Raw genomic sequence first — 16235 nt, 5'->3', positions numbered from 1 at the left:
CGCGCTTCCGGCCGAACTTCACCCCACAGATGGGTGAGCGCGGAAGACCTTGTAGGTCAAGGCCCGTGGCCGTTCAGGATCAGTGGTCGTGATCGTGGTCGTGCTCGGGCGCGAACGGCTGGTAGATGTAGAACATCGTGACCGGCTCGTCGCCCGCGACCGTCTCGTGGTCCACGCCGGGCGGCACGAACGCGTACGACCCCGCGCTCGCCTCGACGCCCCCGATGGTCACCTTGCCGTCGACGACCCACGTGTGCTGCGTCGCCGAGGGGTGGTTGTGCCCGACGTCGCGGGCGCCCGGTGCCATCTGGATCAGGCCGACGATCGTGTCGCCGCCGGGGGACTTCCACAGGAGCTTGTTCTGCAGCCGCTCGTCACCGTGCAGCGGGAACGACCTCATCTGCGCCAGGACGTCCGGCGGGATGACGGTGACTGTGTCGGGCAACGGCTCTGTCATCGGGTGAGCTGCCTCTCAACTGGCCTGCGGGACGCGGGGAAGGCTACCTGGGCCTGTGGGGAATCAGGTGCCTTCGCCCGAACCCGTTTCAAGCTGGGAGATCACTCGCACGCGACGCCGTCCTTGTCGCGGTCGAGCGCCGCCCGGTAGCCCGGCTGTCCCGCGTAGAGCGGGGCGGCACCGGCCGCGCGGGCCGCGTCGCAGTTCGCGTAGTAGGCGGCGGGAGCAGGCGCCGGCTGCGGCTGGGGTTGCGGCTGGGGTTGCGGCTGTGGTTGCGGCGCAACGGTTCGCGGCTGCGGCACAGCGGGCTGCGGTTGGGGCGCAACGGGTTGCGGTGCCGGCTTCACGTCGAGTCCGCCGCACGGCGCACCCCAGAACCCGAGCCCCGCCTGCTTGGCGACAGCCGCAGCCTCCGCGATGGCGGCCGCCGCACCGTCCACCGCACGGGCGGCACCCTGACCAGCCGCGAGAACCGCGTAGTCGGCCCCGTCGGCCAACTGCAGCTGCGCGCCCACAACCTTGACCGGCTTGCCCACCAACGTCTTCGTGGCGAACTCGACCGCCGAGGAGGCCCAGCACTCACCAGGCGCCGCCAGCCCCTGGAGCACCAGCTTGGTGCCATTCGACAGGGCCACGGTGCGGCCGTCCACAACGGACTCGACAGTCACCGGCGGCGGCGTGGTGGTGGTCACGGCGGTGGTCGTCGTCGTTGTCGTGGAAGAAGAAACCGAGCCAGCGGAGGTCGCCAGCCCTGGAGACGGTTGGCCGCAACCCGCAACGATCGCCAGCGGGAACACCGCCGAGATCACGAGCACGGCACGGCGAACGTTCTGCGGCATTTGCTGCCAGAGCACGGGTGCGGTCACGAGCAGCACATCGCAGCACCGCCAGAAACTCGTTACCCACATCACTCGATCGGACTACCAAGTCCACTAGGGACGTCCCGCACGAAGTGCTTGGGAGGCCGCAATGCCGAAGGCGAGCGGCGGGTCCAGGGCGGAGCCCCGGCGGGGGTCCGGGGGCGGAGCCCGCCGGCTGGGGGTCTGAGGGCTCGGCCCCCAGAAGGCACGCGGAACGCAAAAATGGCGAGTGCTCTCCACGAGCACTCGCCACCTATTGCGTGGAGCTGAGGGGAATCGAACCCCTGACCTTCTCGATGCGAACGAGACGCGCTACCAACTGTGCTACAGCCCCTTGCGGTGTTACGAGAGAAACTATAGCAGTCTCGGAGGGGGTGTTTTCACCACCCCCTCCTAAGCCCCCACCGCACCCCGGTACCGCAGCGACTCGAGCCCCTCCAGCTCGACGAAGACCGGGTCCTCGTCGTCGGAGTCGACCGGGATCGTGCCCGGCCGGACGTGGTGCTCGTAGCGCGGCAGCGGCGGTAACGCCGGCTTCTCGTCGACGACCACGACCTCGACCCTGGTGGTCTCGGCCTCCTCGACGGAGGGCTCGTCGACCTCGGCGGAGACCTCCTCCTGCGGCTGCGGTCCCGTCGCACGGCGACGGCGCACCTGCTGCAGGCGGGCCAGCCGGCGGGCGCGGATCTCCTCCTCGATCCGCACCTGGCGGCGCAGGTACGTCAGGTAGCCCACGATCACCAGGTCGAGCGCGGCGTGGCCGTACCAGAGCGGGGCGTAGAACACGCCGGCCGCGATCCCCGTCGCCACGGCGGCGACCAGCAGGAAAGCGATCACTCTGCGGCGGAACGCGTACTTCGCCTGCGCGACCAGCGCGGCGGTCTCCGGGTCGTAGCCACCGCGGCCACGCCGGAACGGGCGTTCGACGTACTCCTCCTCGTCGAAGTAGTCGTCGTCGATGTCGTGGATGTCGTCGTACTCGGCGTCGGGCATGGCGTCGTACTCCTCCCCCACGCTGCGCGCACTCTCCTGGCGCTTGCGGGCCATCATGGGGACGAGGACCACCAGCCACGCCACCACCAGCGCAACGATGATCAGCGAACTCGGCATTCCCCGTTCACCTCCCCCGGCCCACGCGTGGTGCTGTTCACCACGCTAGTCACAACAGTCACACCTGTGTCGGAGGCTCGCCGAACCCGGTGCGTACCAAAGTGTGGTGTATCACCCACTTTTGGGTGAAGTGATTACGACGTACGGAAGCAGGGATCAGGGAAGACGGGCCTCTCCGCGTGCGACCAAACGGCGCACTAGGCCATCCGAGACCTCTTCGGTCGTGAGGGCGAAGCAGAGGTGGTCACGCCACTGCCCTGCAACGTCCAGATAACGCTTGAAGAGGCCTTCCTCGCGGAATCCGGACTTCGTGAGCACCCGGATCGAGGCTCCGTTCTCCGGCCGGACGGTCGCCTCGAGCCGATGCAGACCAGCGTCGCGGAAGGCGTGGTCGGCGAGCAACGCCACGGCGGCCGTTGCGACGCCCCCTCCCGCCCGATCAGCGGCTACCCAATAGCCGATCCACGCCGACTGCAGCGAGCCGCGCACGATGTTGCCGACCGTGATCTGCCCGGCGACCTCGCCGTTGACGATGATCATGAACGGCAGGGTGCTGCCGCGCCGGGCCATGGCGCGCAGCGACGACCACTGGGCGGGCCAGGACAGCGTGGCGTTGCGCTCGTCCCAGCCCTCCAGGGCCGTGGGTTCCCACTGCTCGAGGTAGGCGCGGTCGCGGATCCGCAGGCGTGACCAGCGCGAACCGTCGAAGAGCCGGGGTCCGCGCAGCGTGACGGTGCCCGCGCGCACCTCGACGGGCCCCAGCCGGACCGGCCAGCCGGGGTGGCGTCCCAGATCGGAGAAAGCGCTCATCCCCCGCCGTTCGTCAGCTCTTCTGGGCGAGGAAGCTGACCAGGACCTCGTCGCCCACCGAGATCTCGGTGACGTCCTCGTCGACCATGACCAGGCAGTTGGCCTCGGCCAGCGACGCGAGCAGGTGCGACCCGGACGTGCCGAGCGGCTGCACCAGGAACTCGCCGTTGTCCGCGTCCCGCAGCAGCTGGCCGCGCACGAAGCCCCGGCGGCCCTTCGTCGACTGCAGCGGCGACAGCAGGCGCGCGGACACCGCGCGGCGGTACGGGTTCTTCTTGCCGAGCGCGGCCCTGATCAGGGGCCTGACCAGCACCTCGAACACCACCAGCGCGCTCATCGGGTTCGCCGGCAGCAGGAACGTCGGCACGGCGTCGGGGCCGAGCCTGCCGAAGCCCTGCGCGGAGCCGGGGTGCATCGCGACGCGGCCGACGTCCATGTCGCCGAGCTCGGCCAGCGCGGCCTTGACCTCGTCGCCGACCGTGCCGCCCACGCCACCCGCGACCACGACGATCTCGGAGAGCAGCAGGCGGCCCTCGACGACCTCGCGCAGCCGGCGCGGGTCGGCGGACATGATGCCGACCCTGCTGACTTCGGCACCCGCGTCGCGTGCCGCGGCCGCCAGCGCGTAGGAGTTCACGTCGTAGACCTGGCCCTGGCCGGGCGTGCGGTCGACGTCGACGAGCTCCTCGCCGAGCGAGATCACCGACACCCGCGGGCGCGGGTGGACGAGCACCTTGTTGCGCCCGACTGCGGCCAGCAGGCCCACCTGGGCGGCGCCGATGGACGCGCCCCTGCGGACGGCGACGTCACCGGTCTGCACGTCCTCGCCGGTGCGGCGGACGAACCCGGCCGACGGCACGCTGCGGTTGACCGTCACCTTCGCCTGGTGACCGTCGGTGTAGCCGAGCGGCACGACCGCGTCCGCCAGGGTCGGCAGCGGCGCGCCCGTCGCGATCCGCACCGCCTGGCCCGGCTGGAGCCGGCGCGGCTGCCGCGAGCCGGCCGGGATCTCGCCGACGACCGGCAGCTGCACGGGGTTCGCGTTCGCGCCGGACACGTCGACGCTGCGCACCGCGTACCCGTCCACGGCGGCCTGGTCGAAGCCGGGCAACGCGCGTTCGGCCACGACCTCCTCCGCGCAGAGCAGGCCCTGCGACTCCGAGATCGCCACCCGCACGGGTGCGGGCCGCACCGCGGCCGCGATCACCCGAGCGAGCTGCTCGTCCACTGACCTCATGTGTTGGTCCTCGCGCCCAGAAGGGGTTTCACTCAGGAGTTGTCGAGGCGTTCCCGCAACCACTCGCGCAGATCGGGCCCGTACTCCGGGGTCTCGAGTGCGAAGTCAACCGCAGCGCGCAGGAATCCTGCGGGATTGCCGAGGTCGTGTCGTCCGCCGCGGTGCACGACGACGTGCACGGGGTGACCCTCGTTGATCAGCAACGCGATGGCGTCGGTGAGCTGCAGCTCGCCTCCGGCGCCCGGCGTGATGCGCTTCAGGGCGTCGAAGATCGCCCGGTCGAGGAGGTAGCGGCCGGCCGCGGCGAACGTCGACGGCGCGTCCTCCGGCTTGGGCTTCTCGACCATGCCGACGACCTGCTTGACGTCGTCGCTGCCGGTGTCGCGGACGTCGAACACGCCGTACGCGGAGATCTGCTCGCGCGGGATGTCGAACGCCAGCAGGACGGTGCCGCCCTTCTCCTCGCGGACCTCCGCCATCTTCTTGAGCGCGCCGGTCGGCAGGATGATGTCGTCGGGCAGCAGCACCGCGACGGCCTCGTCCTCGCCGGTCAGGTTGCCCTCGGCGCAGCCGACCGCGTGGCCGAGGCCGAGCGCCTGCTCCTGGATCGCGGTCTCGGCCTTGATGAGCTGCGGCGCGCGCCGGATCTTCGCGACCAGGTCGGTCTTGCCCTTGTCGGTCAGCGACTGCTCGAGGTCGGGGTTCTCGTCGAAGTAGTCCGCGACCGACGCCTTGGTCGGCGAGGTCACGATGACCAGCTTCTTCGCGCCCGCCTCGGCGGCCTCCCTGGCCACGTACTCGATGGCCGGGGTGTCGACCAGCGGCAGCAACTCCTTCGGCACGGCCTTGGTCGTGGGGAGGAAACGGGTGCCCAGACCTGCCGCGGGCACGATAGCGGTGTGGAAGGCGCTGCTCATGGGCAGCGATGCTAACGACATGCCGAGGGATACCCACCATGACGTCCGACCTTCGTGACCGGAAGGCCACTCTCCGTTCGGAGCTGCTGGCCGCGCGACGCTCGCTGCCGCCCGAGATCCGTTCCGCCGAGGCCGCCGCTCTGCGGGCGCACGTGGCGGCGTTGGAGGTCCGGCCTGATCAGACGGTGTGCGCCTTCCTGCCGGTCGGATCGGAGCCGGGCGACGCGTCGTGGCTCGACGGGCTGCGGTGCCGGGTGCTGCTGCCGGTCGTGACGGGCGACTCGCCGCTCGACTGGGCGGTCCACACCGGACCGGACGGGCTCGCTCCGGCGGCGCTGCGGCTGCTGGAACCCACCGGTCCACGGCTCGGCGCCTCGGCGATCGCTGGAGCCTCCCTGGTGCTCGTGCCGGCGCTGGCGGTGTCGGTGTCCGGGGTGCGGCTCGGGAAGGGCCGCGGGCACTACGACCGGTCGTTGCCGCTGGTCAAGGCCCCTCTGGTGGGCGTGGTGAGGGACTCGGAGGTGCTGCCGTCGGTACCTTCTGAAGATCATGACGTGCGGATGAACGGGGTGTTGACGCCCTCCGGCGGCCTGCGCTGGCTGTGAGATTGACCTGGGGTGTTTGCGCTCGGGGAAGGATCTGAGCGAAAATCGTGTTGGCACTCACAACGGTCGAGTGCCAGATCTAGGAGCGAACCCAGTGCCTACGTACCAGTACGCCTGCACCGCGTGTGAGCACCGGTTCGAGGCTGTGCAGTCGTTCAGCGACGCCTCCCTCACCGAGTGCCCGGAGTGCTCGGGCAAGCTGCGCAAGCTCTTCGGCGCCGTCGGTGTCGTGTTCAAGGGCAGCGGTTTCTACCGGACCGACAGCCGTTCGGGCTCGTCGAAGTCCACGACCTCGTCTTCTTCGTCGACGTCCTCCTCGGACTCGAAGCCGTCCACGTCGTCGTCTTCGTCCACGTCGTCGTCCACTTCGTCGTCGTCTTCGTCGACCTCGAAGAGCGCTCCGGCGGCCGCGGCGTCCTGAAGATCGCGAGTTGTCCACAACTTGCCGCTGACCCCGCTCGCCATGCCCTCGCCGCCCCTAGCGTCGAGGGCATGACCCTTTCCACCACGTTCCCCGACCGAGTCCGCGCCCTGCTGCGCCGCCGCCCCTCCGCCGTGCGGCGCCGGCTCCTGGCACTCGGCCTGGCGCTGCTGGCCGCGTTGACGGCCTTCTGGCCCGACGTGGGTCATCCCGCCGTGGTCGCCGCGCGTGACCTGCCGCCCGGCGTCCCGCTGTCCGATGCAGACCTCCGGCTGGTGTCGTTCGCGTCGCCGGTGTCCGGTTCGTTCTCCGGCGCCTCCGCTCTGGTGGGCAGGACGCTGAACGACGCCACGAGAGCGGGCGTCCCGCTGACAGACCTGGCCCTCGCCTCCACCACGTCCGACTCGGCCTCGGTGGCCGTCGAGGTGGCCGACCAGGGCCTGGCCGACGTGGTGCGGCCGGGCAACCGCGTCGACGTGGTGACGTCGACCGGCGAGGTGCTGGCCGAGAACGCGTCGGTGCGCGAGACCCGCGGCAAGGTCGTCGTCCTCACGTTGCCGAGACTTAATGCAAATCGAGTCGCCGCGATGTCACTGGATCATGCTTTAGCGGTTACCCTCCGCTGATGCTGAAGGGTTTCAAGGACTTCCTGATGCGCGGGAACGTCGTCGACCTGGCCGTGGCCGTGGTCATCGGCACCGCGTTCACCGCGATCGTCACCGCATTCACCACGAGCCTCATCAAGCCGCTCATCGCCGCGCTGGGCAGCGCGGAGACCAAGGGCCTCGGCGTTCAACTGCGCGAAGGCAAGGAGGACACGTACCTCGACTTCAGCAACGTCATCAACGCGGCGATCAACTTCGTGATCGTGGCCGCCGTCGTGTACTTCGTCCTGGTGCTGCCGATCAAGAAGATCCAGGAGCGCCGCAAGAGGGGCGAGGAGCCCGGCCCGGCCGAGCCGACGAACGTCGAGCTGCTCATCGAGATCCGCGACCTGCTCGCGGCCCAGCAGGGCAACCACCAGACCGTCGTCCAGCCGACGACGGACGTGCGAGCCCCGAAGGTCTGACCCCCGCCCGGCCGTCGCTCGGCAACGGGCGGCGGCCGGACCCAAGCCGCGCGAGGAGCAAGGGCTCGCCGCTGAGGTGAGGGCCCGCCGCTGGGCGAAGGTCACCGCTGGGTGAAAGCTCGCCGCTGGGTTGAAGGTCGCCGCAGAGCGAAGCTCGCCGCTGGGGCGAAGGCTTGCTGCTGGGGTGCAGGCACGCGGTCAGCCGTGCCGAAGCGGTGCCGCTCAGGCATGGCCCTTCAGGCACGGCCCTCAGGCTCTGGTTCGCACGCACGGCACGCGGTCTCGCGGTCAGCAGGCCCTGTTCGGCCCCTCAGCGGGCACCGAGCGTCGGACGCCGAACGGTGGCTACCAGCTCGCCCGCGAGTCACACCGCACGTCGCGATCACAGGCCTTCGCGCGTCCCGCACCGGTCCGCCGCGCCCCGCAGCCCTTCGCCACGGCGCAAAGCACGCGGCTGCCCCGCCCAAGGAGCGTGCGGCAAAGACTCCCCCGCGCTTCACAGCCGATAGCGCACGCCATCAGCTACCGGGCCGCACCGCACGTCGCCCACCACAGGCCACACCGCGCGTTCCGAACCAGTCCGCCGCGCGCTCAGTCAGTGTCACGCCCAGACGTGCCCCACCGGCCATGCCACGCGTCGTCACCCGGCCCACCCGCGCCCGCAGCCCTTCGCCACGCCGCACGTCCCGAACCGGCCCAGCACGCCCCGACCACCAGGCACGCCCCGGCGCGCTCACCCGCCGTGGTGCGGCGGCCTGTTCTCCCGGTACCAGGCTTCCCGGTCCTCCGACCCGGAAGCCCCACCCCCGCGCTCGTCCGAAGTCGTCTCCGGCAGCACGTCCCCGAACACCTCCGCCAACCGGCGACGGCGCTGCACGGCAGCAGCGTCGTCGCCGACCGGCTCGGGCTCGGGCCGAGGTGGGTCACTCCTCGTCAAGACCGCTCAGCTGCTCGATGACGTAGGGCACCAGCGCCGACAGCGTCGCCATGCCGTCGCGGACCGCGGAGCGCGAGCCCGCGAGGTTCACGACCAGCGTGCTGCCGGAGACGCCGGCGAGGCCGCGCGAGATGCCCGCGTCGACCGCGCCCGCGGCGAGGCCGGAGGCTCGGAGTGCCTCGGCGATGCCGTGGATCGGGCGGTCGAGCACGCCCTGCGTGGCGTCGGGGGTGACGTCGCGCGGGGACACGCCTGTGCCGCCCACGGTGACCACGAGGTCGACGCCACCGATGACGGCCGTGTTGAGGGCGGCCCGGATGTCGACCACCTCGCCCTCGACCGCGACGGTGCCGTCGACGATGAAGCCGACTTCTTCGAGGAGTTCGGTGACGAGAGGCCCGGAGTTGTCGTCCTGCTCGCCGTGCGCCACCCGGTCGTCCACGATCACGACCAAAGCGCGGCCAAGGCGCTGCGCGCTGCGTTCCATGCGATCACCGTAGCGGGAGTCGGACTTCGAAGCGGCAGCCAGGACCGTGGTTCTGGACGGCGATCGCGCCGTGGTGGGCGTCGACCAGGCCGCGTGCGATGGAAAGGCCCAGCCCGGCGCCGGAGGGATTGCGCGCCGACGAGCCGCGGAAGCCCACGTCGAACACGTGCGGCAGCACGTCATCGGGTATGCCGCCGCACGCGTCGTCCACTCGCACCACCGCTTCGGGTCCGTCCACATCGACCTGGACGGCGACGGTTCCGCCCTCCGGGGTGTGGCGGATGGCGTTGGACACAAGGTTGCGCACGACACGCATCAGTTCCGGATCGGAACCGCGCACGACCGGCCACTCGCGAGCGTCGGCGCGCAGTCGGACGCCCTGGCGCGATGCCACCGGGCGGGACGCGGCGACCACGTCGCTCACCACGTCGGCAAGCGCGACGTCGTGCATCGACAGGTTCAGCGCGCCCGCGGTGATCCGCGAGAGCTGGAACAGGTCGTCCACGAGCTTCGACAGGTGGTCAGCTTCCAGGGCGATCTGCTTGGCGTAGACGGCGACCTCGCCGGGGTCGGAGACGACGCCGTCCTCCAACGCCTCGGTCATCGCCCTGATGCCGGCCAACGGCGTGCGCAGGTCGTGGCTGATCCACGCCACCAGCTGCCGCCGCGCCGCCTCGGCCTCGCGCTCCCACATGGTGCGCCGGGCGATCGCGCGGCCGAGCATGATCGAGAACGGCACGGTGATCAGGCCCACCAGCGCGCACGCCATCAGCGCGGCGTTCAGCATCGGCGTGAACATGAACCCGCTGACCACCAGCACGCCCGCGATGGTCGCCACCACCGGCACGATGACCATGACGGTCATCGCGGTGGTCAGCGAGACGCGGCTCAGCCTGTCGAACACGGGTCGTACCGGTAGCCGACGCCCCACACCGTGCTGAGGCGGCGGGGCTTCGCGGGGTCCTGCTCGATCTTCTCGCGCAACCGTCGCACGTGGACGGTCACGGTCGACTGGTCGCCGAACTGCCAGCCCCACACGCGTTCCAGCAGCTCCGCCCGGCCGAACGCCTTGCCGGCGTTGCCGATGAAGAACGCCAGCAGGTCGAACTCGCGGGTGGTGAGCTGCAACGGCCGGTCGTCCAGCGTGGCGGTGTGCGCGGCCACGTCCAGGACCAGGTTGCCGTCCCGCACCACGCGCGGCTCGTAGGCCCGATGAGCCCGCCGCAGCACCGACGAGACGCGCAACGCGAGCTCGCGCGGGCTGAAGGGCTTCGTGACGTAGTCGTCCGCGCCGATCTGCAGCCCGGCGATGCGGTCCTCCTCCTCGCCCAGCGCCGTCAGCATCACGACGGGCGTGCTGGCGCGCTCGCGGATCCGCCGGCACACCTCCAGCCCGTCGATGCCGGGCAGCATCAGGTCGAGCACCACGATGTCCGGCTCGTGCGCCGAGACGGACCGCAGCGCCTGCTCCCCGTCACCGGCGAGCTCCACCTCGTACCCGGCGTGTTCGAGGTACCGGCGCACCACGTCCCGCACCGTCGTGTCGTCGTCGACGACCAGAACCCTTTCCACCACACCACCACGCTAAGCCAAGAACGCGGGCGAGGCCCGGACTTGTCACAAGCACGTAAGAAGGGCCGTACCTGTGTGCGGGGCAGGTGCCCACAGGTACGGCCCTGACGGGGTTGTCGCGCCGGGTTCCGGCGGGAACCCGGCGACCCCCCGGTCTACGACGGCACGTCGACGCCGTCGAGCGTGGCGTCCACGGTGCGGTTGTCGGCCAGCGTGATCGTGATCTTGTCACCGGGGGCCTTGGACCGGACGGCGGCGACCAGCGTGTCCGACTCGTCGATGCGGCGGTCGCCAAACTTGGTGATCACGTCACCGGCCTTGAGCCCGGCCTTCTCCGCGGCACCACCGGGGGTGATCTCGGAGATCCTGGCGCCCTGGTCGGTGGACTCGACCTTCACGCCGAGCACGGTCTGCTTGGGCTTGCCGGTCTTCACGATCTCGTCGACCGTGCGGCGCGCCTGGTCCATCGGGATCGAGAAGCCGATGCCCACGGACCCGGCCTGGCCGTTGGCCGAGCTCGGGCTGTAGATCGCCGAGTTGATGCCGACGACCTGCCCCTGCATGTTCACGAGCGGTCCGCCCGAGTTGCCGGGGTTGATGGCCGCGTCGGTCTGGATGGCGTTGAGGACGGTCGCCTGCGAGTTGCGGGCGTCGCTGCCGGCGGAGACCGGGCGGTTCAGCGAGCTGACGATGCCGGAGGTGACCGTGCCGGACAGCTCGAACGGCGAGCCGATCGCGACGACGCCCTGGCCGATCTTCAGGTCACCGGAGTTGCCCAGCTGCACGACCGGCGCGCCGGAGATCCCGTCGGCCTGGATGACGGCGATGTCGGAGGTCGGGTCGCGGCCGAGGATCTTCGCGGCGGCGGTCTTGCCGTCCTGGAAGACGACCTTGATGTTGCCGCCGCTCGCCGCACCCTCGATGACGTGGTTGTTCGTCACGATCTGGCCGTTGCTGGAGATCACGAAGCCCGATCCCTCGCCGGCGCCGGTCCGCGTCACGACCTGGATCTGCACGACGGACGGCAGCAGCTTGTTCGCCACCTCCTCGACCGAGCCCGCCGGGGCGTTGCCGGTCTGGGACGCGGCCCGCGGCGCGTCGAGCGAGCTCACGGCCGACGAGTCGTTGGCGAAGTTGTAGCCCAGGTAGCCGCCGAGGCCACCGGAGAGACCGCCGACGAGCAGCACGAGGGCCGCGACACCCGCCACGACCTTGCCGCGGCCCTTGGGACGCGGAGGAACGGACGACTGGTAGCCGGGAGGGAGGTAGAACTGACCCGTCTGGGGACCCGCGAACGGACCGGAGGGCGGTCCGGCGTGCGGTTCGGCGCCGAACTGCGCGGTGGCACCGGGGCCGAGCGGGTGAGGTTGGCCGGACCCTGGATGAGGAAGCTGCTGGCCGGGTCCGGGCCCGCCGAGCTGCGTCTGACCCGCGTCAGGTGAGGGCACCTGGTGGGCCGAGGTGAAGGAGGCGGGCGGGTCGCCCAGGCCGGCGGGAGCGCTGCCCGCGGGAGCGCCGTAGGCCCCAGCCTGGCCGGATCCCCCCTGCAAAGGATCCGGCTGGCCGGGTTCCGGCGACGACGGGCCCTGCTCCCGAGCGCCGGAGTCTGTCTGACCGGCGCTCGTCGGCACGGAGTGGGGCTGTTCCGGCTGCTGCGCTGGCTGGTTGCTCTCGGTCATGCCCATAGTCTCGGGTGCGGTCCTGAGAGCAGCCTTAAACCAGCCTGGGAGCTACTTGTGTGTTCCCCGGAGCCGCTCGGCGATCTGCTCGGGCGTCACGTCGTTGATCCACACGGCCTCGCCGGACTCCGAGCCCGCGAGGTACTTCAGCTTGTCCTTGGTCCTGAGCACCGAGAAGACCTGCAGGTGCAGCCACATCTCCTCGCGGCCGGCGTTGACCGGCGCCTGGTGCCACGCGGCGATGTACGGCAACGGGCGGTCGTACAACGCGTCCAGCCGGTGCAGCACCTTCAGGTAGAGCGAGCTGAAGTCATCTCGCTCCACAGAGGACAGTGCGGCGAGGTCCGGCACCTGACGGCGCGGCGCCAGCACGACCTCGACGGGCCAGCGCGCGGCGGCGGGCACGAACGCCACCCAGTGCTCCGACTCCTCCACCACCCGCGCGCCCGCGCGGAGCTCGGCCTCCAGCACGTCGCCGAACAGCGGCCGGCCGTGCTCGGCGTAGTAGTCCAGCGCGGCCGACAGCATGCGCTCGGTCCGGGGCGTCACGAACGGGTAGGCGTAGATCTGGCCGTGCGGGTGCGAGAGCGTCACGCCGATCTCTTCACCGCGGTTCTCGAACGGGAAGACCTGCTCGACCCCTGGCAACGTTGACAAGAAGGCCACGCGGTCCGCCCACGCGTCCACGACGGTGCGCACGCGCGACTCGGACAGCTCGCCGAACGACTTGTTGTGGTCGGACGTGAAGCACACGACCTCGCAGCGCCCGCGGCCGGGCGCGCGCACGAACAGCTCCTCGCCGTCCACAGTGGACGGCACGTCGGGCACGTTCTGCGCCAGCGACGGGAACCGGTTCTCGAACACCACGACGTCGTACTCGGACTCGGGGATCTCGGTCGGACGGCCCGGCGTCGACGGGCACAGCGGGCAGAGGTCCGCCGGCGGCTTGTAGGTGCGCGTCTGCCGGTGCGCCGCCATCGCGACCCACTCACGGGTCAACGGGTCCAGCCGCACCTCGGACATCGGCTGCGTCGCGGGGAGGTCCCGCGTGTCCACCGCGACCCGCGGTGGCGCCTCGGCGCTGTCGTCGAAGTAGATGATCTCCCGGCCGTCCGCCAGTTTTCCCGCGGTACGCCTCACGCCAGCTCCTCGCCACTTCCCGGTACATGCGCCAACACCAACTCGCCGACCTGCTCGGTGAGGATCGCCCGTGCGTCGTCCGGCAAACCTTCGTCCGTCACCAGGACGTGCGCCTCGTCGAGGTCGGCGATCGTGGAGATGCCCACGGTCCCCCACTTCGTGTGGTCCGCGACCACGACCACGCGGCCGGCCGCGTCCACGAGCGCGCGGTCCGTCTCGCTCTCGTTCAGGTTCGGGGTGGTGAAGCCGGAGCGCTCGGCCATGCCGTGCACGCCCAGGAACACCACGTCCAGGTGCAGCGACCGCAGCGCGTTGACGGCGACGGGACCGACGAGGGCGTCGGACGGGGTGCGCACGCCGCCGGTCAGCACCACCGTGCGGTCGGTGCGCCCGCTCTGCTGCAGCACGTCGGCGACGCGGATCGAGTTCGTGACGACGGTCAGGTCCGGGATGTCGTCGAGGAACCTGGCCAGCGTCCACGTCGTGGTGCCGGCGGACAGGCCGATGGCCGTACCGGGACGGACGAGGCCCGCGGCCAGCGCGGCGATGGCCTCCTTCTCGGGCAGCTGCCGGACGGACTTGGCCTCGAAGCCGGGTTCGTCGGTCGAGCGCCCGACGACGGACGTCGCACCGCCGTAGACCTTCTCCACCAGCCCGCGGGAGGCGAGCACGTCGAGGTCGCGGCGCACGGTCATGTCCGAGACGCCGAGGCGGACCACCAGGTCGCTCACGCGCACAGCGCCGGTCCGGCGGACCTCCTCGATGATCACCGCTTGCCGCTGACGTGCCAGCACCTCACACCTCTTCCCTGAGGACGACGACGTCCCCGGCTCGCACGGTGAGGCGTCCGGAGACCTGCGTGCCGGACAACACGTCGACACCGGACGCCTCGATCTGCGCGTCGGTGTCGGAGTGGTTGACGGCGAAGAGCCACGATACGTCGCCCTTGCGCCGGACGAGCTCGATCCCGGTGGGCGACACCGCGACGCCCGCACCGGAAAGCGCTTTTTCCACCGTTCGGCCGAGACCGCTCTCGTCGAGATCGCACGCCACGTACCAGGCGACGCCGTTGCCGAAAGCGTTGCGCGTGACGGCGGGCACTCCCGGCAGGGGTCCGTCGGTGTACGAGGCGACGACCTCGGCGCTGCGCACGTGGAGGTGCTCCGTCCACAGCGAGGCGGTCGAGGAGTCGGTCAGCGTGGCGGTTTCGCCCTGGCGCAGCGGGAAGAACTCCTCCGACCACACGCCCAGCACGTCCCGGAACGCTCCGGGGTAGCCGCCCAGTCGCACTCGCGTGTACTGGTCGGCGACACCGGACAGGTAGGTGACGACCACGTGACCGCCGCCCGCCACGTAGTCCGCGATCACGGCGGCGTGCGCGTCGGACACCGCGTAGAACGCCGGCACGACCACCAGCGAGTAGGCCGACAGGTTCGTGCCGGGAGCCACGAAGTCGACGGTGACACCCGCCTGCCACAACGCTTTGTAGTACCCGAGGACGTGCCGGTAGTAGTCGAAGTCCGCCGTCGGGTGGGCCTCCTGGCGCAGTGCCCAGTTGGACTGGAAGTCGTAGAGGACCGCGACCGAGGCGTCCACAGTGGAGCCGACGACGTCGCTGATCTTCGCGTACTCGGCGCCGACCTCGCAGACCTCGCGGTACACCTTGGTGTCCGTGCCGGCGTGGGGCACCATCGCCGAGTGGTAGCGCTCGCTGCCGCCGCGCGACTGCCGCCACTGGAAGAACAGCGTGCCGTCCGCGCCGCGGGCGATGTTCTGGTACGAGTGGCGCCGCATCTCGCCCGGCTGCTTGGCGATGTTGCGGTGCTGCCAGTTCACCGCGGACGTCGAGTTCTCCATGAGCAGCCACGGCTTGCCGCCCGCGAGGCCGCGCACCAGGTCGGCGGACATCGCCAGCTCGACGTGCCGGTCGGGCGACTCGGACAGCGTGTAGTGGTCGTTGGAGACGAAGTCGACCTCGCGGGCCCACTTCCAGTAGTCGAGGTCGCCGAAGGTCCAGTTCACCATGAAGTTCGTGGTGATCGGCACGTCCGGCGTGATCATGCGCAGCACGTCGCGCTCGGACTTGTACAGCTCGAGGATCGCGTCGTCGGTGAACCGGTCGAAGTCGAGCACGTGCGCCGGGTTCGAGAACGTCGGCGTGACGCGCGGCGGCAGGACCTGCGCGAAGTCGGTGTAGCCCTGGCTCCAGAACGCGGTGGACCAGGCCTCGTTGAGCTGGTCGAGCGTGTAGCGGCTCGACAGCCACTCGCGGAACGACTCCGCGCACGTGTCGCAGTAGCACCGCTTCACGTGGCACGCGTACTCGTTGCCGACGTGCCACGCGGCGAGCGCGGGGTGGTCCTTGTAGTGCGAGGCCATCTCGGACGCGAGGGCCGTCGCGCGGTCGCGGTAGATGGGCGACGACGGGCAGTAGGCCTGCCGTGAGCCGTGCGAGAGCCGCACACCGTCCGCGCGGACGGGCAACATCTCGGGGTACTCCGCGGTGAGCCACGGCGGGGGCGCGGCGGTCGCGGTCGCGAGGTCGACGCGGACGCCGCCGGCGTGCAGCAGGTCCATCACGCGGTCGAGCCAGTCGAACCGGTACTCGCCCTTGCTGACCTCGATCCGGCCCCAGCTGAAGATGCCCAGGCTCACGATGGTCACGCCCGCCCGCCGCATCAGCTGGACGTCCTCGGCCCACACGTGTTCGGGCCACTGTTCGGGGTTGTAGTCCGCCCCCCAGCCGAGGCCTGGCAGGTCGGTTGGCCAAGTCGTCACGGCCGCAAGCGTGGACGACAACGCTCCCAACGTCAACACAAGCAAACACAACTTCACGTTTGGGTCTGTTCAGCGGTTGACCTTGATCAGCGCCGCGACAGCCGCAGGAAGCGCGCTGTGCACGGGTTTAACAGCTCCGTAACAGTACTTGACAGG

Annotated in this window: 18 protein-coding genes and 1 tRNA gene; 4 read left to right on the top strand and 15 right to left on the bottom strand. The window is 70.5% G+C overall.

What is annotated here, in order from left to right; all coding sequences use genetic code 11:
- Positions 1-79: 79 nt before the first annotated feature.
- The 7 genes from ACFWV3_RS39130 to ACFWV3_RS39100 form a co-directional block, all read right to left on the bottom strand.
- Entirely contained in the window at positions 80-457 is a 378-nt protein-coding gene (locus ACFWV3_RS39130) for a cupin domain-containing protein (protein ID WP_382418984.1), read from the bottom strand.
- 101 nt (positions 458-558) lie between these two features.
- Positions 559-1149: an excalibur calcium-binding domain-containing protein gene (locus ACFWV3_RS39125; protein WP_382418983.1), complete on the bottom strand. Its 591-nt coding sequence runs from the start codon at positions 1147-1149 to the stop codon at positions 559-561.
- A 429-nt stretch (positions 1150-1578) separates the two neighbouring features.
- Positions 1579-1651: transfer RNA gene (locus ACFWV3_RS39120), tRNA-Ala, on the bottom strand.
- Between the two features lie 59 nt (positions 1652-1710).
- Complete coding sequence (glpR, locus tag ACFWV3_RS39115; RefSeq protein WP_382418982.1) at positions 1711-2427, bottom strand: gephyrin-like molybdotransferase receptor GlpR; 717 nt, start codon at positions 2425-2427, stop codon at positions 1711-1713.
- Between the two features lie 156 nt (positions 2428-2583).
- Positions 2584-3237 (bottom strand): GNAT family N-acetyltransferase, encoded by a 654-nt coding sequence (locus ACFWV3_RS39110; RefSeq protein WP_382418981.1) that lies wholly within the window; start codon positions 3235-3237, stop codon positions 2584-2586.
- A gap of 13 nt (positions 3238-3250) precedes the next feature.
- On the bottom strand, positions 3251-4474 hold the full coding sequence (gene glp / locus ACFWV3_RS39105; RefSeq protein WP_382418980.1) for a gephyrin-like molybdotransferase Glp: 1224 nt from the start codon (positions 4472-4474) through the stop codon (positions 3251-3253).
- Positions 4475-4506: 32 nt separating this feature from the next.
- Complete coding sequence (locus tag ACFWV3_RS39100; RefSeq protein WP_382418979.1) at positions 4507-5391, bottom strand: UTP--glucose-1-phosphate uridylyltransferase; 885 nt, start codon at positions 5389-5391, stop codon at positions 4507-4509.
- Between the two features lie 38 nt (positions 5392-5429).
- On the opposite strand from ACFWV3_RS39100, the gene ACFWV3_RS39095 reads away from it, so the two are divergent.
- The 4 genes from ACFWV3_RS39095 to mscL all read left to right on the top strand — a co-directional run bounded on the left by ACFWV3_RS39095 (position 5430) and on the right by mscL (position 7486).
- Complete coding sequence (locus ACFWV3_RS39095; RefSeq protein WP_382418978.1) at positions 5430-5996, top strand: 5-formyltetrahydrofolate cyclo-ligase; 567 nt, start codon at positions 5430-5432, stop codon at positions 5994-5996.
- Between the two features lie 94 nt (positions 5997-6090).
- Complete coding sequence (locus tag ACFWV3_RS39090; protein ID WP_382418977.1) at positions 6091-6417, top strand: FmdB family zinc ribbon protein; 327 nt, start codon at positions 6091-6093, stop codon at positions 6415-6417.
- A gap of 71 nt (positions 6418-6488) precedes the next feature.
- A complete protein-coding gene (locus ACFWV3_RS39085; RefSeq protein WP_382418976.1) occupies positions 6489-7043 on the top strand; it encodes an SAF domain-containing protein in 555 nt (184 codons plus the stop codon).
- Positions 7043-7486, top strand: coding sequence for a large-conductance mechanosensitive channel protein MscL (gene mscL / locus ACFWV3_RS39080; RefSeq protein WP_382418975.1), 444 nt, complete (start codon positions 7043-7045; stop codon positions 7484-7486). Before ACFWV3_RS39085 ends, mscL begins: the two co-directional genes overlap by 1 nt.
- Positions 7487-8219: 733 nt before the next feature.
- Here the strand turns inward: mscL and ACFWV3_RS39075 are convergent.
- From ACFWV3_RS39075 to ACFWV3_RS39040, 8 genes are all read right to left on the bottom strand, one after another.
- Positions 8220-8423, bottom strand: coding sequence for a hypothetical protein (locus tag ACFWV3_RS39075; protein WP_382419016.1), 204 nt, complete (start codon positions 8421-8423; stop codon positions 8220-8222).
- The gene (locus ACFWV3_RS39070; RefSeq protein ID WP_089909148.1) at positions 8410-8910 is read right to left on the bottom strand and encodes a molybdenum cofactor biosynthesis protein B; all 501 of its coding nucleotides are present in this window, start codon (positions 8908-8910) and stop codon (positions 8410-8412) included. The genes ACFWV3_RS39075 and ACFWV3_RS39070 overlap by 14 nt, the downstream gene beginning before the upstream one ends.
- A gap of 4 nt (positions 8911-8914) precedes the next feature.
- A complete protein-coding gene (locus ACFWV3_RS39065; RefSeq protein ID WP_382419015.1) occupies positions 8915-9775 on the bottom strand; it encodes a HAMP domain-containing sensor histidine kinase in 861 nt (286 codons plus the stop codon).
- A 23-nt stretch (positions 9776-9798) separates the two neighbouring features.
- Complete coding sequence (locus tag ACFWV3_RS39060; protein ID WP_382418974.1) at positions 9799-10485, bottom strand: response regulator transcription factor; 687 nt, start codon at positions 10483-10485, stop codon at positions 9799-9801.
- A gap of 152 nt (positions 10486-10637) precedes the next feature.
- On the bottom strand, positions 10638-12161 hold the full coding sequence (locus ACFWV3_RS39055) for a trypsin-like peptidase domain-containing protein (RefSeq protein WP_382418973.1): 1524 nt from the start codon (positions 12159-12161) through the stop codon (positions 10638-10640).
- 51 nt (positions 12162-12212) lie between these two features.
- On the bottom strand, positions 12213-13301 hold the full coding sequence (galT, locus tag ACFWV3_RS39050; protein WP_382418972.1) for a galactose-1-phosphate uridylyltransferase: 1089 nt from the start codon (positions 13299-13301) through the stop codon (positions 12213-12215).
- Positions 13298-14095, bottom strand: coding sequence for a DeoR/GlpR family DNA-binding transcription regulator (locus tag ACFWV3_RS39045; RefSeq protein WP_330854225.1), 798 nt, complete (start codon positions 14093-14095; stop codon positions 13298-13300). Before ACFWV3_RS39045 ends, galT begins: the two co-directional genes overlap by 4 nt.
- 1 nt (position 14096) lies before the next feature.
- The gene (locus ACFWV3_RS39040; protein ID WP_382418971.1) at positions 14097-16079 is read right to left on the bottom strand and encodes a beta-galactosidase; all 1983 of its coding nucleotides are present in this window, start codon (positions 16077-16079) and stop codon (positions 14097-14099) included.
- Positions 16080-16235: the final 156 nt, after the last annotated feature.

It is taken from the genome of Lentzea sp. NPDC059081 (assembly GCF_042738015.1).
Lineage (GTDB): Bacteria > Actinomycetota > Actinomycetes > Mycobacteriales > Pseudonocardiaceae > Lentzea.
The sequence above is the reverse complement of the archived record's forward strand: the minus strand, read 5'-3'. Positions and strand labels throughout refer to the sequence as shown.